The sequence below is a fragment of the Streptomyces sp. NPDC057702 genome (assembly GCF_042799315.1).
In the GTDB taxonomy this organism is placed as follows: Bacteria; Actinomycetota; Actinomycetes; order Streptomycetales; family Streptomycetaceae; genus Streptomyces.
In genome coordinates this window covers 38345-60909 of the sequence record NZ_JBHVJC010000045.1, presented here as the reverse complement: position 1 = coordinate 60909, position 22565 = coordinate 38345, and the positions used below count along the sequence as shown (strand labels likewise).

Annotated in this window: 15 protein-coding genes; 7 read left to right on the top strand and 8 right to left on the bottom strand. The window is 73.6% G+C overall.

Annotation, left to right across the window (positions count from 1 at the left end):
* Positions 1-158 precede the first annotated feature (158 nt).
* On the bottom strand, positions 159-2399 hold the full coding sequence (locus ACFVFR_RS28035) for a helix-hairpin-helix domain-containing protein (RefSeq protein ID WP_383706668.1): 2241 nt from the start codon (positions 2397-2399) through the stop codon (positions 159-161).
* Positions 2400-2935: 536 nt separating this feature from the next.
* Positions 2936-3919 (bottom strand): aldo/keto reductase, encoded by a 984-nt coding sequence (locus ACFVFR_RS28030; RefSeq protein ID WP_383706662.1) that lies wholly within the window; start codon positions 3917-3919, stop codon positions 2936-2938.
* Positions 3920-4047: 128 nt separating this feature from the next.
* Here ACFVFR_RS28030 and ACFVFR_RS28025 point away from each other — a divergent pair, with 128 nt between their 5' ends.
* The gene (locus tag ACFVFR_RS28025) at positions 4048-5097 is read left to right on the top strand and encodes an LLM class F420-dependent oxidoreductase (protein WP_383706666.1); all 1050 of its coding nucleotides are present in this window, start codon (positions 4048-4050) and stop codon (positions 5095-5097) included.
* Between the two features lie 277 nt (positions 5098-5374).
* Positions 5375-6166 carry a ferritin-like domain-containing protein gene (locus tag ACFVFR_RS28020; protein ID WP_383706664.1) on the top strand — a complete coding sequence of 264 codons (792 nt, stop codon included), beginning with the start codon at positions 5375-5377 and terminating at the stop codon, positions 6164-6166.
* A 19-nt stretch (positions 6167-6185) separates the two neighbouring features.
* Here the strand turns inward: ACFVFR_RS28020 and corA are convergent, their stop codons facing one another.
* On the bottom strand, positions 6186-7178 hold the full coding sequence (gene corA / locus ACFVFR_RS28015; RefSeq protein ID WP_383706660.1) for a magnesium/cobalt transporter CorA: 993 nt from the start codon (positions 7176-7178) through the stop codon (positions 6186-6188).
* Positions 7179-7242: 64 nt separating this feature from the next.
* Here corA and ACFVFR_RS28010 point away from each other — a divergent pair, with 64 nt between their 5' ends.
* From ACFVFR_RS28010 to mshC, 4 genes are all read left to right on the top strand, one after another.
* Positions 7243-7944, top strand: coding sequence for a histidine phosphatase family protein (locus ACFVFR_RS28010; RefSeq protein WP_383706658.1), 702 nt, complete (start codon positions 7243-7245; stop codon positions 7942-7944).
* Positions 7945-8094: 150 nt separating this feature from the next.
* On the top strand, positions 8095-8685 hold the full coding sequence (locus ACFVFR_RS28005; RefSeq protein ID WP_383706656.1) for a DUF3090 domain-containing protein: 591 nt from the start codon (positions 8095-8097) through the stop codon (positions 8683-8685).
* Complete coding sequence (locus ACFVFR_RS28000) at positions 8649-9533, top strand: SCO1664 family protein (protein ID WP_383706654.1); 885 nt, start codon at positions 8649-8651, stop codon at positions 9531-9533. Before ACFVFR_RS28005 ends, ACFVFR_RS28000 begins: the two co-directional genes overlap by 37 nt.
* A gap of 97 nt (positions 9534-9630) precedes the next feature.
* Positions 9631-10860: a cysteine--1-D-myo-inosityl 2-amino-2-deoxy-alpha-D-glucopyranoside ligase gene (mshC, locus tag ACFVFR_RS27995; RefSeq protein ID WP_383706652.1), complete on the top strand. Its 1230-nt coding sequence runs from the start codon at positions 9631-9633 to the stop codon at positions 10858-10860.
* 470 nt (positions 10861-11330) lie between these two features.
* Here mshC and ACFVFR_RS27990 read toward each other — a convergent pair whose 3' ends face one another.
* The 5 genes from ACFVFR_RS27990 to ACFVFR_RS27970 form a co-directional block, all read right to left on the bottom strand.
* Positions 11331-12542 carry a PAC2 family protein gene (locus ACFVFR_RS27990; RefSeq protein WP_383706650.1) on the bottom strand — a complete coding sequence of 404 codons (1212 nt, stop codon included), beginning with the start codon at positions 12540-12542 and terminating at the stop codon, positions 11331-11333.
* Positions 12543-12927: 385 nt separating this feature from the next.
* Positions 12928-14529, bottom strand: a complete 1602-nt coding sequence (locus tag ACFVFR_RS27985) for an FAD-dependent oxidoreductase (RefSeq protein WP_383706648.1) — start codon at positions 14527-14529, stop codon at positions 12928-12930.
* A 2-nt stretch (positions 14530-14531) separates the two neighbouring features.
* Positions 14532-16091, bottom strand: a complete 1560-nt coding sequence (gene glpK / locus ACFVFR_RS27980) for a glycerol kinase GlpK (RefSeq protein WP_383706646.1) — start codon at positions 16089-16091, stop codon at positions 14532-14534.
* Between the two features lie 34 nt (positions 16092-16125).
* Positions 16126-16923, bottom strand: coding sequence for an MIP/aquaporin family protein (locus ACFVFR_RS27975; protein WP_383706644.1), 798 nt, complete (start codon positions 16921-16923; stop codon positions 16126-16128).
* A gap of 822 nt (positions 16924-17745) precedes the next feature.
* A complete protein-coding gene (locus ACFVFR_RS27970) occupies positions 17746-18510 on the bottom strand; it encodes an IclR family transcriptional regulator (RefSeq protein ID WP_383706642.1) in 765 nt (254 codons plus the stop codon).
* Positions 18511-18758: 248 nt separating this feature from the next.
* On the opposite strand from ACFVFR_RS27970, the gene metH reads away from it, so the two are divergent.
* On the top strand, positions 18759-22268 hold the full coding sequence (gene metH / locus ACFVFR_RS27965) for a methionine synthase (RefSeq protein WP_383706640.1): 3510 nt from the start codon (positions 18759-18761) through the stop codon (positions 22266-22268).
* Positions 22269-22565 lie beyond the last annotated feature (297 nt).

Here is a 22565-nt window from a genome sequence, read left to right as displayed (position 1 = left end):
GCTTTTTTTTGTTACGGCGACCCCGTAGATCTACACAGGTAAGTTCGTCGGCAGCGTCTGTTGTGTTTAAGCGACAGGGACACCATCGAGACGCCCGGGCGGGCTCGCCGGCGCCCGCACGCCGCCCGGTGACCGGTGCCGGGCGGGGCTCCGACGCGTCAGCCCGTCGTGTCCGGGGCCCGCAGCAGGGTCCGTAGCCGCGTCGTCCGCTCGGCCGCCGGGACCTCGGCCACCGCGTGCGGCAGCGCCTGGCCCGCGCCGTGGACCACGGACAGGTGGCGGGCGCCCCGGCTGAACGCCGTGTAGACCCAGGACCGGGTCAGCAGCGGGCCCGTGTCGCCCGGCAGGACGGCTACGGCCGCCGGCCAGCGCCTGCCGGCCGCCTGGTGGGCCGTGACCGCCCAGCCGTGCCGCAGCGCGTCGGCCACCCGGGCCCGGGGCACGAGCACGTCGTCGCCGCCGCAGTCCAGACGCAGGCCGTCGGGCTCGGCCGAGGTCACCGTGCCGGTCACGGTGCGCCCCGGTGCCACGGCGTACGCCACCCGGTCGCCCGGGTCGAAGCCCCCGAACCGGCCGGGGCCGGGGTTGAGGCGCTCCTTGAGGGCGACGTTCAACGCCCGGGTGCCGACCGCGCCACCGTGCCCGACGGTGATCACCTGGACGTCCGGCACGGGAACGCCGAAGGCCCGTGGCACCGAGTCCGCGACCAACTGCACGGTGCGGTGCACGGCCTCGCCCGCGTCCCGCACGGGCACGATCACGACCTCCTTGCCGGGCGCCTCCACCTGCTGGAGCTCCCCGATCCCGATGCCGGAGACCAGCTCGCCGATCGGGCCGGGGTCCGGCGTACGCGAGACCACCTGTGGGCAGGCGCGGGCGGCCACCACGTCGGCGAAGACCCGGCCGGGGCCGGCCGACCACAACACGCCAGGGTCGCCGCTGAGCACCAACCTGGCGCCGTCCGCAAGCGACTCGACCAGGATCGCGGCGGACTCCACGTCGAGCTGGGGAGCGTCGAGCACCGCGAGCAGATCCAGCGCCAGCGCGCCCTCGGCGTCCCGCCCCGGCCCCTCGGTCCCGGCGACCAGCCCGGTGACCGTGACGGCCAGCGTCGCGGGCAGGCCGCCGTCCGCCAGCGCGGCGGCCAGTCGGCGCCGGCCGTCGTCGGTGTGGGCGGCGGCGTAGGCACGCAGGCCGCGCGCGTGCGCGGCGAAGACCAGCGCCACGGGCTCGGCGCGGGCGCTCTCGCCCCCGCTGTGGGTGACGGCCCCGTGCGCCGCCACGGCCCTGATCAACTCGGCCGCCGAGGGCGAGGGGGCGGCCTCGGCGAGCGCCTCCCAGGTCGGTACCTCGGGCGCGGCCTCGGTCCCGGCGTCGCTCGCGGGTCCGTCGGTCGTCGGGGCGGCCGGCTCGGCGTCGGCCGGCTCGAACGTGTTGATCAGCCGGGCCAGGCCGTCGGCCAGGCTCTCCTCGGCCAGCGCGTACCGGTCCAGGCCCAGCAGGACGCGCACCGGCTGCTCGGCCTCCTCGTCCGTGACGGCCGGGGCCGCCCCCGGGGTCTCCAGGGCGTCCTGGAACACCAGCACCGCGCCCTCCGCGACGGTGTCCCGCAGCGCCTGGTCCGGGTCCGGCACGGAATGTCGGGTGAGCGCGTCGCGCAACGTGGCCGACTCGCGGGCCGTGTGCCCCTCGAGTGCGGCGCGCTCCAGCAGCCAGGTGACCAGTGCTCGGGACCGGCGCGCGTCGTCGGGGCCACAGGCGGGGCCGAGCAGGGCCCGCGCGAAGCCGTCCGCCTGCTCGGGACGGACGCCGGGCACGGCGAGCAGCTGCCAGGGGTCCTCGCGCAACAGCGGCGCCGCGCGCTCGCCCAGGGTGCGGACGACCTGCTCGGCGAGGTGCTCGGGGGCACCGCCCGAGGCCAGCACCTGCCGGGCCTGGTCCAGCTCCGCCGCCGGACCCGGGGCGCCTCCCGCCGCCGCGCCCGACGATCCATCGCCCGCCTGCCCGGCGGTCTCGCCGTGCGCGGCGACGCCGCTCGGGGCCCCGCCTCCGCCGGGGGCGCCGGCGCGGGGAGAGCCGGCCGCGCGGCCGACGCCCGGCGCGCCGGGCTGGCCGGGGGGCGCGGGGGCGCGGTCCAGGTCGGCGGGCCCGTCAGCGCCCGGGACGTCGGCTCCGCCGGCGGGGTGGCCAGGGTGGCCGCCGCCGACCTCGGCACGGGCCACCTCGGCGCTTTGCCCAGGCCCGGCCGGCGCCGCTCCGGGCCGGCCGGCGGGGGCGACGCCAGGCGAGGGGGCACCCGGGCCGGCCGGGCGGGGCGAGCCGGTGCGGGCTGCCGACCGGCTCGTCGGCCCGGCGAAGAACGAGGACGCGTCCGCCTCGCCCCGCTCGACCGCCCGCACCGCCGCGGCCAGCGCCTCGGCGGCGGCCGAACGCTTCGCGCCACCATCCTTCCCACCAGCACCAGCACCAGCACCAGCACCAGCACCGGCGGCGCCGACAGCGCCACCAGCTCCCGCGTCCGTGCCCGCGCCACCAGCACCCGCGTCCGTGCCCGCGCCACCAGCTCCCGCGTCCGCGCCCTCGCGTCCCGCACCCGCGTCACCCGCACCCGCACCCGCCACGGCGTCCGCGTCACCGGCATCGCCGTCACCCGCGGCGGCGCCCGGTGTCGGGGTCGCTTCGGTCGGGGCGGGGGCCGGCTCCGTGTCGGGCGCGTGCCCGCTCCTGGGGGCGGTCGGCCTGGGCTCCTCGGCCCGCCGGTCCGTCGCCGGGGCATCCGACGACGCCCGCGTGGGGGCCGCCGTGGTGCCGGGCTCCGGCGCGGGCGGCGGCGCCGCCTCGCCGTCGGCCGGCGAGGGGTGCGGCGCGGCGTCCTCCCGCGCTGCGTTGTCTCCCGCGGTGGGGGAGGTGGCCTCGCCCGCGGGGCGGTCGGAACTCACAGCGTGCTCCAGTCGTGATCGGGGTAGCGGTGCACGGGCGCCGAGATGTCGTCCAGCGCCTGGCAAATCTCGTCAGGAAGCGTAAGCGCCTCCACTGACAAAGCCGCTCTGAGCTGCTGCGCGTTGCGCGCGCCGATGATCGGGGCGGCGACTCCGGGACGGTCACGCACCCAGGCGAGCGCCACGTGCAGCGCGGTGGCGGCCAGCCCGTCGGCGGCGATGGCGACCGCGTCCACGATCCGGCTGGCCGCGTCGTCCAGGTAGGGGGCGACGAAGGGGGCCAGGTGCTCCGAGGCCCCGCGCGAGTCCGCCGGCGTCGCGTGCCGGTACTTGCCCGTCAGCACGCCACGGCCCAGCGGCGACGAGGGCAGCAGCCCGACGCCCAGGTCCAGCGCGGCGGGCAGCACCTCGCGCTCCACGCCGCGCTGGAGCAGCGAGTACTCCATCTGCGTACTGGCCAGCCGGGTGCGCGGGCCGGCGGACGCGAGCTGCCAGGTGGCCGCCTTCGCCAGCTGCCAGCCGCAGAAGTTGGAGACCCCCGCGTACCGCGCGCGTCCGCTGCTGACGGCGATGTCCAGGGCCTGGAGGGTCTCCTCAAGCGGTGTGCTCGTGTCGTACGCGTGGATCTGCCACAGGTCCACGTAGTCGGTGCCCAGGCGTTCGAGCGAGGCGTCCAGGGCGGCCAACAGGTGTCCACGGGAGCCGTCGAAGCGCCGGTCCGGGTCGGGCACGCTGCCGGCCTTGGTCGCGATGAGCAGGTCCCGACGCGGCACCAGGCCGTCCAGCAACTGCCCCAGCAGGTACTCGGCGCTGCCGTCGGCGTACACGTCAGCGGTGTCCACGAGCGTGCCGCCCGCGTCCCAGAACGTCTTCAGCTGATCCGCCGCGTCGTGCTCGTCGGTGTCCCGACCCCACGTGAGCGTCCCGAGCCCGATCCGGGATACGCGCAGGCCCGTACGGCCGAGGTGCCTTTGCTCCATGGGCGTTGACATTACTGGCCGGGCCACGGGCCCGTGGTGGCCTGTGGATAAGCCGACACTGCCGCGGTGGACATATGCGCGCTAGAGTCCCCGCAACAAGGACGTTACTGATGGGTAAGGGGAGTGGCATGCGGCTCGGCATCAACCTCGGCTACTGGGGTGCGGGAATGGACGCGGACAACCTGGCCGTCGCGCAGGAGGCGGACCGGCTCGGGTACTCCGTGTGCTGGGCGGCCGAGGCGTACGGGTCGGACGTGGCCACCGTGCTGTCCTGGGTCGCGGCGCAGACCGAGCGGATCGACGTCGGCTCCGCCATCTTCCAGATCCCCGCGCGCACCCCCGCCATGACCGCCATGACCGCCGCCACCCTGGACTCGCTCTCCGGCGGCCGGTTCCGGCTGGGCCTTGGGGTGTCGGGACCGCAGGTCTCCGAGGGCTGGTACGGCGTGCGGTTCGACAAGCCGCTGGCCCGCACCCGGGAGTACGTGGAGATCGTCCGCAAGGCCATGGAACGCCAGCCGCTGCGCCACCAGGGCCAGCACTGGACGCTGCCGCTGCCTGACGGCCCCGGCAAGGCCCTCAAGCTGACGGTCCACCCGGTCCGCGAGCGCATCCCGCTCTACATCGCCGCGATCGGCCCGAAGAACCTGGAGCAGACCGGCGAGATCGCCGACGGCGCGCTCCTGGTCTTCTTCGCCCCCGAGCACGCCGAGGAGACCACGCTGGGCGCGCTGCGCGCGGGCCGGGCCAAGGTCGGCAAGGACCTGACGGACTTCGACCTGGTGCCCACCGTGCCGCTGGCCGTCGGCGCGGACGTACGGGCCCTGGCCGACCAGTTCCGCCCGTACACGGCGCTGTACGTGGGCGGCATGGGCAGCGCCAAGCAGAACTTCTACAACAAGCTCACCCAGCGCATGGGGTACGAGCGGGCCGCCGCCGAGATCCAGGAGAAGTACCTGGCCGGCGACAAGAACGGCGCCGCCGCCGCCGTGCCGCACGAGCTGATCGACGCCACCACGCTGGTCGGCCCGGTGGAGCGGATCGCCGACCGGATGAGGGCGTACGCCGAGGCCGGGGTGACCACGCTCTCGCTCTCGCCCGCGGGCTTCACGCTGGAGGAGCGCGTGGCCGGCCTGCGGGCGGGCGTCGAGGCCCTGGAGCGCGCCGGTCTGGCCTGAGCGGCGGGCGATGGCGTGGGGGAGGGGCGGGGAGCCGGCGGCGGAGCGGAGCCCGGGGCCGGGAAGGTCCGCGGCCGTGGTGGGGGCTCGGGGGTCTACCCCGCCACGGCCGTCACGGAGCACAACGCCGCGCCCGCCGCGCGGTTACGGGCCGTGGCGGCCCCGTGCCTCACCCGACCGGCCCAGCCGGCCACGGCACCTGTTGCCCCGCGCGGCGCGCGGCATTCGACTGGTTCTCCACGGATGTCTCGCATGTCGCTTCACGGAGGTGGCGATGATGCTCTCGGCCCGCAGCGTCTTCCAGGAGATCCTCGACAACGACGACTCCTTCCGGCTGTTCTGCTCCATCGCGGCCAGCGGCGAGTCCCAGGGCGGCTGGGAGAACGCCCGCATCGCCGCGCTGGTGCCCGAGGCGGAGCGCGCGATGACGGCGAAGATCACCCGACACGGCGCGGACGAGGACAAGCACGGGCGGATCTTCCGCGCGCTGCTGCGCAAGCGCGGCCTGGAGCCGGTGGAGATCCCGCCGGAGACCGACTACACGATGCTGCTGGAACGTCGGGGCATCGGGCTGGCCCACGACAAGCTGCGCGGCGACCAACCGCTGACCGAGCGCGACATCGTCGCCTACCTCGCCCACAGCCGGGTCACCGAGCAGCGCGCCGCCGAGCAGATGCGGATGCTGCGCGGGCACTTCGCCGACCACCCGGACATCGGCCGCGCGGTCAGCATGATCTCCGACGACGAGGACAACCACCTCGCGTACTGCCACGAGGAGCTGCTGCGGCTGGCCGCCGCCGGCTACGGCCGGATGATCCAGGCCCTGTTGCGGGCCAGCGCCCGCGCCGAGAACCGGGTCCACTACGGGGTGAGCCTGGCGGTCATGGGCCACATGGGGCGCCTGCTGGGCTGGCCACGGGCCAAGAGCGCGCTGCTGGCCGCCGGCGTGCACGGGATGTACGGGTACGAGGTGGCCGGCGGCTGGCGGCGCATGGTCTCCCTGCGCATGCCCGCGCGGCGCGACGCGCTCGGCGGGCCCGCGACGGCGGCCACCGCCGAGTTCGCCTGACGGAACCGGTGCCGCGCGCTCACAGCCAGCCGCGTCGCTTGAACAGGCGGTGCAGCACGACGACCGAGGTGACCATCAGCGCCAGGACGGCCGGATAGCCCCACACCTGCCGGAGTTCGGGCATGTGGTCGAAGTTCATGCCGTAGATCCCCGCGATCATGGTGGGCACGGCGGCCATCGCGGCCCACGCGGAGATCTTGCGCATGTCGTCGTTCTGCCGCACGCCCATCTGCGCCAGGTGTGCCGCCAGGATGTCGGACAACAGCCGGTCCAGGGCGTCGACGTGCTCGTTGGTGCGCGTCAGGTGGTCGCTGACGTCCCGGAAGAACGGCTGCGAGTGGCGGTGCACGAAGGGCACCGTGGCGCTCGCCAGCCGCGTCATCGGCTCGGTCAGCGGGGTGGTGGCCCGGCGGAACTCCATGACCTTGCGCTTGAAGGCGTAGATGCGGCTGGCCGAGCCGCCCGCGCCGGCGCCGTCGGGGGTGAAGACCTCGGCCTCCAGCGCGTCCAGGTCGGTGTGCAGGGCGTCGGCCACCTCCAGGTAGTGGTCCACGACGGCGTCGGCCACGGCGTACATCACGGCGGTCGGGCCGTGCCGCAGGACCTCGGGGGTCTGTTCGAGGCGCGCGCGTACGCCACCGAGCGGGTTGGCCTCGCCGTGCCGGACGGTCACCACGAAGCAGTCGCCGATGAAGACCATCAGTTCGCCGGCCCGCACGGCCGTGGTGTCCTCGTCGTACTCGACCGGCTTGAGGACCAGGAACAGGGAGTCGTCGTAGACCTCCAGCTTGGGTCGCTGGTGGGCGCGCAGCGCGTCCTCGACGGCCAGCGGGTGCAGGCCGAACTCGCTGGTGACCTGGTCGAACTCGGCCTCGGTCGGCTCGTACAGGCCGATCCACAAGAACGCGTCGCCACTGGCGCGCGCCCGCGCGATGGCGTCGGAGAAGTCGGCGGGCCCCCTTGTCCGGCGCCCGCCACGGTAGATGGCACAGTCCACGATCACGCCGGGCATTCTTCCCGGCCCGCGACGGATCCGCATCGCGGGGGCCGGCGGGGCAGGTCGTACGCTTTCAGGCATGCCCACGCTGATCCTGATCCGCCACGGTCGGTCCACCGCCAACACCTCGGGCGTCCTCGCCGGCTGGGCGCCGGGTGTCACGCTCGACGACCGGGGCACCGCCCAGGCCGCCGGCCTGCCCGAACGCCTGGCGGAACTGCCGCTGGCCACCGCGGTGTGCAGCCCGCTGCCCCGCTGTCAGGACACCCTGGCCCCGCTGCTGGCCGCCCGCCCCGACCTCACCGCGCACACCGATGAGCGGATCGGCGAGTGCCGCTACGGCGACTGGACCGGCCGCGCGCTCGCGGAGTTGGCCGACGAGCCGATGATGCAGATCGTCCAGCAGCACCCGTCGGCGGCCCGCTTCCCCGGGCCCGAGGGGGAGTCGATGCGGGACATGCAGACGCGGGCCGTGAACGCCGTGCGGGACTGGAACGAGCGGGTGGCCGCCGAGCACGGCGAGGACGCCCTCTACGTCATGTGCTCGCACGGCGACGTCATCAAGTCCGTCGTCGCCGACGCCCTGGGCATGCACCTCGACCTCTTCCAGCGGATCTCCGTGGAGCCCTGTTCCGTCACCGCCATCCGCTACACCCGGCTGCGTCCCTTCGTGCTGCGCCTGGGGGACACCGGGGGTCTCGCGGGACTGGCCCCGCGCCCGGAGGAGAGCGGCGGCGCGGCGGGGGACGCCGCGGTGGGGGGTGGCGCGGGAGCACCGTGATCTCCGCGCGCAGTAGGGTGGTTCCGCGCATGAGACCGTGGTCCTGGCATCCAAGACCGGGGAATCAGCGGCCAGTAGCGGCCGGGGCCGTACGGTCGCCGTCGTAGATCCACCGCAAGCCGAACCGTCGAAACAAAATGGAGCAGGACGTTGTCCCGTCAGGTGTTCCTCTATGACCCGCCGGACCGCTTCGTCGCCGGTACGGTCGGGCTGCCTGGCCGCCGTACCTTCTTCCTGCAGGCGTCGGCGGCCGGCCGCACCACCAGTGTCGCCCTGGAGAAGGCGCAGGTCGAGGCGCTGGCCGAGCGGATCGACGAACTGCTGGACGAGGTCGTACGCCGCACCGGGGGCAACGCGCCGGTGCCCGCCGTCGCGCCCGCCGAGATGGCCGACACGGCGCCGCTGGACGCTCCCGTCGAGGAGGAGTTCCGGGTCGGCACCATGGCGCTGGCCTGGGACGGCGAGGAGCAGCGCATGGTGGTCGAGGCGCAGGCGCTCGTTGAGCTGGAGGCCGACACCGACGAGGACCTGGCCGAGGCCGAGGAGCGGTTGCTCCAGGACGACGTGAACGGGCCGCCGATGCTGCGGGTGCGGCTGACGGGCACCATGGCCCGCGCGTTCGCCAAGCGCGCCCTGGAGGTCGTCAACGCGGGCCGCCCGCCGTGCCCGCTGTGCAGTCTGCCGCTCGACCCGGAGGGACACGTATGCCCGCGTCAGAACGGCTACCGCAGGGGGGCCTGACGCCCCGGGGGCCGGCGGCCGTGGCCCCGGCGACGGCCGGCCCGCTCTCGCCGCGCGAGGTGCTGGCCGCCGGCGCGCTCACGGTGCTGGGACAGATCGCCGACGCGTCCAACGCGGTACTCCGCTGCACGGTCACCCACCGGGGACAGAGCCTGGAGTGCGTGTACAAGCCGGTGGCCGGCGAGCAGCCGCTGTGGGACTTCCCCGACGGCAACCTGGCCCGGCGCGAGGTGGCCGCGTACGAGATCTCCCAGGCCACCGGGTGGGACCTGATCCCGCCGACCGTGCTGCGCGAGGGCCCGTACGGCGAGGGCATGTGTCAGCTGTGGATCGAGACCGCCGACGGTGGGGGCGACGACGGGGGTCCGCGTCTGCTCGCGCTGGTCGAGGGCGACGAGCCCGGCCCCGGCTGGAAGGCCGTCGGCCACGCGGACGTGGGGCAGGGGCGCACCGCGCTGCTCGTCCACGCCGACGATCCGCGACTGCGGCGGCTGGCGGTGCTCGACGCGGTCATCAACAACGGCGACCGCAAGGGCGGACACCTGCTGCCCACCCCGGGAGGCGCCTTCTACGCCATCGATCACGGGGTCACCTTCAACGCCCAGGACAAGCTCCGCACCCTGCTGTGGGGCTGGGCGGGGGAGCCGCTGCCCGAGGAGTCCCGACGGGTGCTACGGCGACTTTCAGCCGACCTGGCCGACTCTCGGCCGCTCGCCGTCCGCATGGCGGAGCTCATCACGGCGACCGAGCTGGACGCGCTGCGTGCCCGGATAGCCGATCTGCTGCGGAGCGAACGGCACCCCGAGCCCAGCGGCCAGTGGCCCGCGATCCCCTGGCCTCCGGTCTGACCCAGCACGTCAGGGGCTGAGTCGGCAAGACCGCCTATCGCGCCAAGACAGTGCATCCGGTTCGTAGCCGGATGCCCCGTCCGGTTACGCTCATGACATGTATGCCTGGCCCGCTTCTGAGGTTCCCGCCCTGCCTGGCAAGGGCCGCGACCTCCGGATTCACGACACCGCGACCGGGTCGTCGATAGCCATCGACCCCGGCCCCGTCGCCCGCGTCTACGTCTGCGGCATCACTCCGTACGACGCCACCCACCTGGGACACGCGGCGACCTACAACGCGTTCGATCTCGTCCAGCGCGTGTGGCTCGACACCAAGCGGCAGGTGCACTACGTGCAAAACGTCACCGACATCGACGATCCGTTGCTGGAGCGCGCGGTGGCCAACGGTGACGACTGGACCGCGCTCGCCGAGCGCGAGACGGCCCTCTTCCGCGAGGACATGACCGCCCTGCGCATCCTGCCGCCCCGCCAGTACATCGGCGCCGTCGAGTCGATTCCGCGCATCGTTCCGCTGGTGGAGCGGCTGCGCGAGCTGGGCGCCGCCTACGAGGTCGAGGGGGACATCTACTTCTCCGTCGAGTCCGACCCCGACTTCGGCGGCGTCTCGGGACTGGACGCGCACGCCATGCGCCTGCTGTCGGCCGAGCGCGGCGGCGACCCGGACCGTCCGGGCAAGAAGAACCCGCTCGACCCGATGTTGTGGCTGGCCGCCCGTCCGGGCGAGCCGAGCTGGGACGGCGGCTCGCTCGGCCCCGGCCGCCCCGGCTGGCACATCGAGTGCGTGGCCATCGCGCTGGAGCACCTCGGCATGGGCTTCGACGTGCAGGGCGGCGGGTCCGACCTGGCCTTCCCGCACCACGAGATGGGCGCCTCGCACGCCCAGGTGCTCACCGGCGAGCGCCCCTTCGCCAAGGCGTACGTGCACGCCGGCATGGTCGCGCTCAACGGCGCGAAGATGTCCAAATCCAAGGGCAACCTCGTCTTCGTCTCCCAGCTCCGACGCGAGGGCGTGGACCCGGCGGCGATCCGGCTCTCGCTGCTCGCGCACCACTACCGCGCGGACTGGGAGTGGACGGACGACGTGCTGAGTGAGGCCAAGGAGCGGCTGGGCCGGTGGCGTGCCGCCGTCTCGCGTCCGGACGGCCCCCTGGCCGACGACCTGGTCGAGGAGGTGCGCACGGCCCTGGCCAACGATCTCGACGCCCCGGCCGCTCTCGCGGCGGTGGACCGCTGGGCCGAGCGTCAGGCCGCCGAGGGCGGCACCGACGAGGGCGCGCCCGGCGTGGTCTCGCGCGCCGTCGACGCGCTGCTGGGCGTGGCGCTCTAGAAGCGGGCGTCAGGCGGGACCGCCGACGGCCGGCGGTCCCGCGAAACGGCTCTACGCGGGTGGAGCGGGCTTTCCGGCCCGCCCCACCCGCACCACGTTCGGCTCCACGAGCCATCCCGTTCCACGAGTCGTTCGGCCGCCCGGGCCGTAACCGGCCCACGAGCCGTCCGGCCACCCAGGCCCTCCCGGCCCACGAGCACGCGGCCCGGCCGGGTGCCGGACCGCCTCCCACGCGGGTGCGCCGGCCTCCGGGTGCGCTGCCCGGCTGGGCCACGCCGGCTCGCCCACGCGCGTGCCCCTGTGCCCCGGCCTGACTCACCGTCGTCCGGGGCGGCCCGGGGCCCGGGCCCCGACCCCGCGACCGTCCGGGCCCGGACACCGAGTCCCAGCCCCGCGGCGGTCCGCGCCCGGGCGCCGAGCCCCCACCCCGCGAACGGTCCGCGCCTCCCGTGGGCTCGCGCGGGGCGGGCTCAGGCCGTGTCGTCGGGCTCGTCGCCGCGGCTCTCGCCGCCCGTGCCGCCCGACGCGTCGCCCTGATCGCCCTTGTCCCTCGGACCGTCCGCCTCGCCCGTGGCCCTCTCGCCGTCGGTGCCCCGGGGCTCGGTGTCTCCGGGCTCGGTGTCCTCGGGCTTGGCCGCCTCGCGTGAGCGCCGCTCCTCGGGCGCCGCCTGGTCGGCGTCGGTCGGTGTCGCCTCCGGCTCCTCGTCCCTGGGCTCGTCGCGGGACTCGTCGCGCGCGGTGGACCTGGTCCCCCGCGTACGGCCGCTGGCGGTGTCGCGGAGGTAGGGGTCACGGCCGTCGGTGAGGCCGGAGTCCGTGGCGTGTCCGCCCGGCCCCGGCTGCCCGTCCCGGCGCCGCAGGTAGCGTTCAAACTCGCGCGCGATGGCCTCGCCCGACGCCTCCGGCAGCTCCGCCGTGTCGCGCGCCTCCTCCAGTGACTGGACGTACTCGGCCACCTCGCTGTCCTCGGCGGCGAGCTGGTCCACGCCCAGCTGCCAGGCCCGCGCGTCCTCCGGCAGCTCGCCGAGCGGGATGCGCAGTTCCAGCAGGTCCTCCAGCCGGTTGAGCAGGGCCAGCGTGGCCTTGGGGTTGGGCGGCTGCGAGACGTAGTGCGGCACGGCCGCCCACAGGCTCACGGCCGGGACGCCGGCATGCGTGCACGACTCCTGGAGGATGCCGACGATGCCGGTCGGCCCCTCGTACCGGGACTCCTCCAGGTCGAGGCTGCGGGCCAGATCCGGGTCCGAGGTGACGCCGCTGACCGGCACCGGCCGGGTGTGCGGGGTGTCGCCGAGCAGCGCCCCGAGGACCACGACCATCTCGACGCCCAACTCGTGCGCGAACCCCAGGATCTCGTTGCAGAACGAGCGCCAGCGCATGCTCGGCTCGATGCCCCGCACCAGGACGAGGTCGCGCGGCTTGTCGCCGCCGGTCCTGACCACCGAGAGCCGGGTGGTGGGCCAGGTGACCTTGCGCACCCCGCCGTCCAGCCACACGGTCGGCCGGTTGACCTGGAAGTCGTAGTAGTCCTCGGCGTCCAGCGCCGCGAACACCTCGCCCTTCCACTCCCGGTCCAGGTGCCCGACCGCGGTGGAGGCGGCGTCTCCGGCGTCGTTCCAGCCCTCGAAGGCACAGATCATGACCGGGTCGATCAGCTCGGGAACCCCCTCAAGCTCGATCACCCAGCGCCTCCTTCCGACCGGGGTGGTCGGGAGACCCCGCCGGTTCCAGTTCCGTTGCGTGCGGGCCCAAGCCTACGGCTTCCCCCGCCCTCTCCCGCAGCCCCCGGCGCCCGTCGCGTTCAGCTCACGGCGTGAGGCCGCCCGACGTGGGGCGGGCGTGCCGCCCGTCGCCGACCAGCGGTGCGGGGCTTCCACATCGCCTCCGGCGGTGCCACCTGGTTGACCCGGCGTCAGGCGGGCGGCGGGCCGGGCGGCGGGGGCGGCCCGGTCACGGAGCGCCGGGGCGCCACCCGGTCACGGCGTCGGGGCGCCGTGGCGGGACGCGACGCGAGGGGAGGGACCCCGGCCGGAGTCCCTCCCCTCATCAATCCGCGTAAACCCGCCGTCAGCGGCGCAGCAGGTCCTCGACGCGGGCCCGTACCTCGTCGGTGTCCAGGCCCCGGATGGTCAGCGTGGTGCGGCGGCGCAGCACGTCGTCGACGGTCTCGGCCCACTCGTGGTCGCGGGCGTAGACGACCTGGGCCCAGATCTCCGGGCCGTCGGGGTGGATGCGTTCGCCGAGCGCCGGGTCGTCGGCGACCAGGCGGGCGATCTCGAAGGACAGCGAGCCGTAGTGGGTGGCGAGCTGACGGGCCGTCAGCGGGTCCATCCGCACGCCCGGCTCACGGTCCACCAGGAGGCGGTGGGCGACCGCGTTGGGGTTGGCGATACCGGGCAGCGGCACGCGGCGCGGGAGCTGGGAGAGCGGCTCCATGTCCTCGCCCAGTGTCCCACCGGGCAGCTTGGCCAGCTTGTTGATGACGGTGCGACCGATGTGCCGGTAGGTGGTCCACTTGCCGCCGGCCACCGACAGCATCCCGCCCCGGCCCTCGGAGACCACCGTCTCGCGCTTGGCGGACTCGGTGCCGCCGGGCCCGCCGGGCAGCACCCGCAGCCCCGCGTACGCGTAGGTGATCAGGTCGCGCGTCAGGTGCTCGTCGCGGACCGAGAACGCGGCCTCCTCCAGGATCTGGTCGATGTCGGCCTCGGTGGCCCGCACCTCGCCCGGGTCGCCCTCGTACGCCTCGTCCGTGGTGCCCAGCAGGAGCTGGTCCTCCCACGGCAGGGCGAAGGTGATCCGGTACTTGTCGACCGGCGTGGACATGGCGGCCTTCCACGGGGCCTTGCGCCTGAGCACCACGTGGGCGCCCTTGGAGAGCCGGATGCTGGGCGCGGCGCCGGCGTGCTCCATCTGTCGCAGGTGGTCCACCCACGGGCCGGTGGCGTTGAGCACGATGCGCGCGTCGACGCCGAACTCGGTGCCGTCCAGGCCGTCGCGCAGCTCGGCGCCGCTGACCCGGCCGTGCGTGAACCGCAGTGCCTTGACCTCGGCGTGGTTGAGCACCACGGCCCCGGACTCGACGGCGGCGCGCACCGTCATGACCGCGACCCGGGAGTCGTTCATCTGGTGGTCGCCGAAGACGGCGACGGCCTTGAGGTTCTCGGTGCGCAGCGCCGGGTTGTCGGCGGCGGCCTTGGCGGGCGAGATGACCCGGCCCACGCCGTCGCCGAACGCGGACAGCGCCGAGTAGGCGAAGACGCCCGCGCCGAGCTTGGCGGCGCCGTGTGGGCCGCCCTTGTACACCGGCAGGTAGAAGGTGAGCGGGTTGACCAGGTGCGGAGCCACGTCCTTGGCCAGCACCCGCCGCTCGTGGTGGTTCTCCGCGACCAGCTTGACCGCGCCGGTCTGCAGGTAGCGCAGGCCGCCGTGGACGAGCTTGGAGGACGCGGAGGAGGTGGCGCCGGCGAAGTCGCCGGCGTCCACCATCGCGACCCGCAGTCCGGACTGCGCGGCGTGCCAGGCCACCGAGGTGCCCAGGATGCCGCCGCCGATCACCAGGAGGTCGTACGTCGCGCTGGACAGCCGGTCCCGGGTCTCGGCGCGGTCCTGGCGCGGACCGGTGGCCGGGTGCGTCCCGGGCTCGGGGACGCTCTGCAGGGTGGTCATGATTACTCCTCGTCCTCGATCCAGCCCATGGTCCGCTCGACGGCCTTGAGCCAGCTCTTGTACTCGCGGTCGCGTACGTCCGCTTCCATCCGGGGTGTCCACTCGGCGGCCCGGCGCCAGTTGGCGCGCAGGGCGTCGGTGTCCGGCCAGAATCCGACGGCCAGACCGGCGGCGTAGGCCGCGCCGAGGGCGGTGGTCTCGGCGACCATGGGGCGCACGACGGGCGCGTCCAGGACGTCCGAGATGGTCTGCATGAGCAGGTTGTTGGAGGTCATTCCGCCGTCGACCTTGAGCGCGGTCAGCTCGACGCCGGAGTCCTTGGTCATCGCGTCCACGATCTCCCGGGTCTGCCAGGCGGTGGCCTCCAGGACGGCGCGGGCGATGTGCGCCTTGGTGACGTACCGGGTGAGTCCGGCGATCACCCCGCGCGCGTCGGCCCGCCAGTAGGGGGCGAACAGGCCGGAGAAGGCGGGCACGAAGTAGGCGCCGCCGTTGTCCTCGACGGAGCTGGCCAGCGTCTCGATCTCGGCCGCGCTGTTGATCAGGCCCATCTGGTCGCGCATCCACTGCACCAGCGACCCGGTGACCGCGATCGAGCCCTCCAGGGCGTAGACCGGATCCTGGCCGCCGATGCGGTAACCGACGGTGGTCAGCAGGCCGTTGTACGAGTTGACCGGCGCGTTGCCGGTGTTCATCAGCAGGAACGTGCCGGTGCCGTACGTCGACTTCGCCTCGCCCTTGGCGAAGCAGGTCTGGCCGAAGAGCGCGGCCTGCTGGTCGCCGAGCGCGGAGGCCACCGGGACGCCGGCCAGGGCGCCGCTGGCCGCCTCTCCGTAGATCTCGGCCGAGGAGCGGATCTCGGGCAGCACGGCGGCCGGGATCTCCATCGAGGCCAGGATGCGCTCGTCCCAGTCCAGTGTGGACAGGTTCATCAGCAGGGTGCGCGAGGCGTTGGTGACGTCGGTGACGTGGACGCCGCCGTCGGGCCCGCCGGTCAGGTTCCAGATGACCCAGGAGTCCATGGTGCCGAAGAGGATCTCGCCCGCCTCGGCCCGCGCGCGCAGGCCCTCGACGTTGTCCAGCAGCCAGCGGATCTTGGGGCCGGCGAAGTACGAGGCGAGCGGCAGGCCGGTCTCGCGGCGGAAGCGGTCCGGGCCGACGTTGCGGCCCAGTTCCCTGCACAGCCCGTCGGTGCGGGTGTCCTGCCACACCAGCGCGTTGTGCACCGGCTCGCCGGTGTTCCTGTCCCACAACAGGGTCGTCTCACGCTGGTTGGTGATGCCGATCGCCTTCACGTCGGCGCCGGTGATGCCGGCTTTGGCGATCGCGCCGTCGGTGACCTCCTGGACGTTGGTCCAGATCTCGGCGCCGTCGTGCTCGACCCAGCCGGGCTTGGGGAAGATCTGCCGGTGTTCCTTCTGCTCGACGGCCACGATGCGGCCGTCGCGGTCGAAGACGATACAGCGGCTGGACGTGGTGCCCTGGTCGATGGAGGCGATGAACGGGCCGTGGCCGTGCGAGGCGGCGCCCGGCGTCGAGGTGTAGTCCTGGGTGTCGGTCATGGTGTGCGGCTCCTGCGAGATGACGTCGGGGGGCTTAGGCGAAGGCGAGTTCGTAGAGTCCGCCCGCGATGGCGCCGCCAGCAAGTGGGCCGACGACGGGGATCCAGGCGTAGCCCCAGTCCGAGCCGCCCTTGTTGGGCAGCGGCAGCAGGGCGTGCACGATGCGCGGGCCCAGGTCGCGCACCGGGTTGATGGCGTAGCCGGTGGGCCCGCCGAGCGAGAGGCCGAGGCCGACCACGACCAGGGCCGTCATCAGGGCGCCGGTGCCCGAGACGGCCAGACCCTCGGTCAGGCCCTGGGTGAGGATGGCGAGGACGAGCACCGTGGTGGCGATGATCTCGGTGGCCAGGTTCTGTACGGTCACGCGGATCTCGGGGCCGGTGGAGAAGATGCCCAGCACCGGACCCGCGGCGGGCGAGGCCGACTTGTCGACAAGGCCCTCCTGGCCGCCCGACTCGCCGATGACCTCGGGGTCGGTGAGGTGGGCCTGGAAGTGGCCGTAGTACGCGACCCACACGAGCACCGCGCCGATCATCGCGCCCAGGAGCTGCGAGGCGAAGTAGAGCGGGACGTCACTCCACTGGGTGCCGCCCTCGCCGCCCTTGATGGCGAGGCCGACGGTCACCGCCGGGTTCAGATGGGCGCCGCTGACGCCGCCGGCGATGTACGCGCCGGTCAGGACGGCGAAACCCCACCCGAAGGTGATGGCGAGCCAGCCCGCGTTGAGTGCTTTGGACCGCTTGAGCGTGACGGCGGCCACCACGCCACCGCCGAGCAGGATCAGTACGGCCGTGCCAATGGTTTCGCCGATGAAGATGTCGGAGCTGGACACCCGCGACTCCTTTGTCCTTCGTCCAGGGGAAGGCGAACCCCGGGTCCCGTCCCGTGGTTCGCGCGCTCGGTGAGCGTGTTGCGACCGGCCCGTGGCGTTGTCCACCATAGCGAATACTGTCGTTAGGTGTTCGACAATGCCGACCGGTGAACGGCAGTTTTCTCGACCCCGTCAATACCGTCAAGGGTGCTGTGACCGAAAACTCGCCGGTAACTGACCGGCAAGTACGGGGTAATGACCCAGCCTGCCGCCCACCCGCCTCGCCGCGAAGCCGCCTCGCCGCCGTGCGCCATGCCCCCGGCACCCGGCTGAACTGGCCCGACACAGCGGACGGAGACGGACGGGGAAGCGGGCGAAGCCGCCGAGGAGGCCGGGGCGCGGCCGGCTGGCCGGGGCGGCGGAGCCGACGGGCCGGGCGCCAGGCGGGTGCCGCCGACAGGCTCGACGAGGCGCGGAGACGGGGCGGGCCGACGCGGGCTGGCCCGACGGCGTGGAGCCGGACCGGCGCGGGGGCGACGGCGAGCGGTCGCCACGGCCCCGGCGGTGCGGCGGGGCACGGGTCGCGGGGGCTGGGCGGCGCGCGGGGGAGCGGGGCCGCGGGGGTCGGGCGGTGTCCGGAGCGTGCGAACGCGGTGCCACGGCGTACGAACGGCGTACGGCAACCCCGCGCGCGGCCCGCGGGGTAACGCCCCGAGCGACGGCGACCCGCGACCAGTGGCGGACCGGGCGGCGCGCCCGGGAGGGCCGGGGACGCGTCCGGCGAGGGGCGGGCCCGTGTGACGCGCGGAAAGAAGGGGGAGTGGCGGTCTGGTCGCCGGCGGGCTAGAAGCGGCCCGCGCCCAGGTCGCGGGAGACCGCGCGGGCGCAGTCCCGTACGGCGGCGATCAGCTCCGGGCGCAGCGTGCCGTCCGGGCACACCCGCTCCACCGCGCCGGTCACGCCCACCGCGCCCACCGGCATGCGGCGCCGGTCGTGGATCGGGGCCGCCACCGAGGCCACGCCCTCCCAGGTCTCCTCCACGTCGGCGGCCCAGCCGCGCGCCCGGATCAGGTCCAGGACCCCCTCGAACTCGGCGCCCCCCGTCACCGTGCGCGGGGTGAACGCCTCACGCCCGCCCTCGACCGCCTCCGTGTGGGCCACCGGGTCGTACGCGGACAGCACCTTGCCCAGCGCCGTGCTGTGCAGCGGCTGCATCGCGCCCACCTCAAGGACCTGCCGGCTGTCGTCGGGCCGGAAGACGTGGTGCACGACCAGGACGCCCTGCTGGTGCAGGACGCCCAGGTAGACGCTCTCGCCGCTGGACCGCGCGAGGTCGTCGGCCCACACCAGGGCGCGGGCGCGCAGCTCGTGCACGTCGAGGTAGCTGTTGCCCAGCCGCAGCAGTTCGGCGCCCAGCTGGTAGCGGCCGGAGGCCGGGTCCTGTTCGACGAAGCCCTCTTGCTGGAGGGTGCGCAGGATGCCGTGGGCGGTGCCCTTGGCCAGGTCGAGGGAGGAGGCGATCTCGGACAGGCCGAGCCTGCGCTCGCCACCCGCCAACAGCCGGAGCATCGCCGCCGCGCGCTCCAGCGACTGGATGGTCCGTGCCATCGCGCAACCTCCTCGGTGTTCGGCCCTCTACGGTTCGACAATGCTGAACACTATCGGCCCATGTCGACCTGCGGATACCGGAGCCGTGGGCGTACGGACTTCGCGGCCGGCCCGTGCGACCGCCCCGCGCCGTCCCGCTCCGCGGGACGTTCGACGCCACCTCGACACCGAGGGCTAGGCTTGCCGTGTGCGCCGTCCACCGGAAGGCGCAAAGCCGACAGCCGTCGCACTCCAGGGAGAGCACACCCATGGCCTCGCACAAGCCATCGCCCATCAGCAGCTCCGACCGCGTCCACGCACTACGCGAGGCCCTGGCCACCCGGGTGGTGGTCGCGGACGGCGCGATGGGCACGATGCTTCAGGCGCAGGACCCCAGCCTCGACGACTTCGAACAGCTCGAAGGCTGCAACGAGATCCTCAACATCACCCGTCCCGACATCGTGCGCAGCGTCCACCAGGAGTACTTCTCCGTCGGCGTGGACTGCGTGGAGACGAACACCTTCGGCGCCAACCTCTCGGCGCTGGGCGAGTACGACATCGCCGACCGGATCTACGAGCTCTCCGAGTCGGGCGCCCGCATCGCCCGCGAGGTCGCCGACGAGTTCGCGACCGACGGCCGGCCCCGCTGGGTGCTCGGCTCGATCGGCCCCGGCACCAAGCTCCCGACCCTGGGCCACGCCCCGTACGAGGCGCTGCGCGACGCGTACCAGCGCAACGCCGCCGGGCTGATCGCGGGCGGCGCGGACGCCCTGTTGGTCGAGACGACCCAGGACCTGCTCCAGACGAAGGCGTCGGTGATCGGCGTCAAGCGGGCGCTGTCCGAGGCCGGTGTCGAACTGCCGCTTCTGGTGCAGGTCACCGTCGAGACCACCGGCACCATGCTGCTGGGCTCGGAGATCGGCGCCGCGCTGACCGCCCTGGAGCCGCTGGGCATCGACATGATCGGCCTCAACTGCGCCACCGGCCCCGCCGAGATGAGCGAGCACCTGCGCTACCTGGCCCGGCACGCCCGCACCCGCGTGTCCGCCATGCCCAACGCCGGCCTGCCCGTCCTCGGCAAGGACGGCGCGCACTACCCGCTGAGCCCGGTCGAGCTGGCCGACGCGCACGAGGTCTTCGTCCGTGAGTACGGGCTCTCGCTGGTCGGCGGCTGCTGTGGCACCACGCCCGAGCACCTGCGCCAGGTCGTCGAGCGTGTGCGGGAGATGACGCCCACCGCGCGCGAGCCGCGCCCCGAGCCCGGCGCCGCCTCGCTCTACCAGACCGTCCCCTTCCGCCAGGACACCTCCTACCTGGCGATCGGCGAGCGGACCAACGCCAACGGCTCCAAGAAGTTCCGCGAGGCCATGCTGGAGGGGCGCTGGGACGACTGTGTGGAGATGGCCCGCGACCAGATCCGTGAGGGCGCCCACCTGCTCGACCTGTGCGTGGACTACGTCGGCCGCGACGGCGTCGCCGACATGCGCGAGCTGGCCGGCCGCTTCGCCACGGCCTCCACGCTGCCGATCGTGCTGGACTCCACCGAGGTGGACGTCCTGCGCGCCGGCCTGGAGAAGCTCGGCGGACGCGCGGTGATCAACTCGGTCAACTACGAGGACGGCGACGGCCCCACCTCCCGCTTCGCCCGCGTCACCGCCCTGGCCCAGGAGCACGGCGCCGCGCTGATGGCGCTGACCATCGACGAGGAGGGCCAGGCCCGTACCGTCGAGCACAAGGTCGCCATCGCCGAGCGGATCATCGAGGACCTCACCACCAACTGGGGCATCCACGAGTCCGACATCCTCATCGACTGCCTGACGTTCACCATCTGCACCGGGCAGGAGGAGTCCCGCAAGGACGGTCTGCACACCATCGAGGCGATCCGCGAGCTCAAGCGCCGCCGCCCGGACGTGCAGACCACCCTGGGCCTGTCCAACATCTCCTTCGGCCTCAACCCGGCCGCGCGCATCGTGCTCAACTCCGTCTTCCTCGACGAGTGCGTCAAGGCCGGCCTGGACTCGGCCATCGTGCACGCCTCGAAGATCCTGCCCATCGCCCGGCTGGAGGAGGAGCAGGTCAAGACCGCGCTCGACCTCATCTACGACCGGCGCGCGGAGGGCTACGACCCGCTGCAAAAGCTCCTGGAACTCTTCGAGGGCGCCACCGCCAAGTCCCTCAAGGCGAGCAAGTCCGAGGAGCTCATGGCGCTGCCCCTGGAGGAGCGGCTCCAGCGGCGCATCATCGACGGCGAGCGCAACGGCCTGGAGGCCGACCTGGAGGAGGCCCTCGCCTCCCGCCCGGCCCTGGAGATCGTCAACGACACGCTGCTGGCGGGCATGAAGGTGGTCGGCGAGCTGTTCGGCTCCGGCCAGATGCAGCTCCCGTTCGTCCTGCAGTCCGCCGAGGTCATGAAGAACGCGGTGGCCTACCTGGAGCCGCACATGGAGAAGTCGGACGCGGAGGGCAAGGGCACCATCGTGCTGGCCACCGTGCGCGGCGACGTCCACGACATCGGCAAGAACCTGGTGGACATCATCCTGTCCAACAACGGCTACAACGTCGTCAACCTGGGCATCAAGCAGCCCGTCTCGGCGATCCTGGAGGCCGCGGAGGAGCACCGGGCGGACGTGATCGGCATGTCCGGGCTGCTGGTGAAGTCCACCGTGATCATGAAGGAGAACCTGCAGGAGCTCAACCAGCGCAAGCTGGCCGCCGACTACCCGGTCATCCTCGGCGGCGCCGCCCTGACCCGCGCCTACGTCGAACAGGACCTGCACGAGATCTACGAGGGCGAGGTCCGCTACGCGCGGGACGCCTTCGAGGGCCTGCGGCTGATGGACGCGCTGATCGCCGTCAAGCGCGGGGTGCCCGGCGCCACCCTGCCCGAGCTGCGCCAGCGGCGGGTGGCCAAGCGCGCGGTGGAGGTCAGCGAGCCGGAGCCCGAGTCGGGCCCGGTCCGCTCGGACGTGGCCGTCGACAACCCGGTGCCCGAGCCGCCGTTCTGGGGCACCCGCGTCGTCAAGGGCATCCAGCTCGTGGACTACGCCTCGTGGCTGGACGAGGGTGCGCTGTTCAAGGGCCAGTGGGGCCTGAAGCAGAACCGGACCGGCGACGGCCCGACGTACGAGGAGCTGGTCGAGACCGAGGGCCGGCCCCGGCTGCGCGGCTGGCTGGACAAGCTCCTGACCGAGAACCTGCTGGAGGCGGCCGTGGTCTACGGCTACTTCCCGTGCGTCTCCAAGGGCGATGACCTCATTCTCCTGCACGAGGACGGCACCGAGCGGACCCGCTTCACCTTTCCCCGCCAGCGTCGTGGCCGCCGGCTGTGCCTGGCCGACTTCTTTCGCCCCGAGGAGTCGGGGGAGCGGGACGTGGTCGGTCTCCAGGTCGTCACGGTCGGTTCGAGGATCGGCGAGGCCACGGCCGAGCTGTTCGAGGCCAACTCCTACCGCGACTACCTGGAGCTGCACGGCCTGTCCGTCCAGCTCGCCGAGGCGCTGGCCGAGTACTGGCACGCCCGGGTGCGCGCCGAGCTCGGCTTCGCCGGCGAGGACCCGGACTCGGTGGAGGCGATGTTCGACCTCAAGTACCGGGGTGCCCGCTTCTCGCTCGGCTACGGAGCCTGCCCCGACCTGGAGGACCGGGCCAAGATCGCCGACCTCCTGCGGCCCGAGCGGATCGGCGTGAAGCTCTCCGAGGAGTTCCAGCTCCACCCGGAGCAGTCCACGGACGCGATCGTGATCCACCACCCCGAGGCGAAGTACTTCAACGCCCGCTGAGCCCCACCCGCCCCACCGGCTCCCACCCGTACGGCCGCGCCCGGACCCTCCTGTCCGCGCGGCCCCGCCGCCCCGGTCGCGCCCGCGTGACCGGGGCGGCGGCACGCGGGCCCGCGGCGGCCCCGCGAGCGGCGCCGACGGAGCTCGCGGGGCGTGCCGAACGGCGCCGGATATCCCCGAGCGCTCCCTGTACGCCGGACGTACACTGGTCGGTCCAGTAGCAGCCGGTTGCCTCTCCGAGCGGAGAGTGACCGGCTCGTTTGCCCTGGTGGCGGGCCTTGTGGCGCCCTCCGCCGG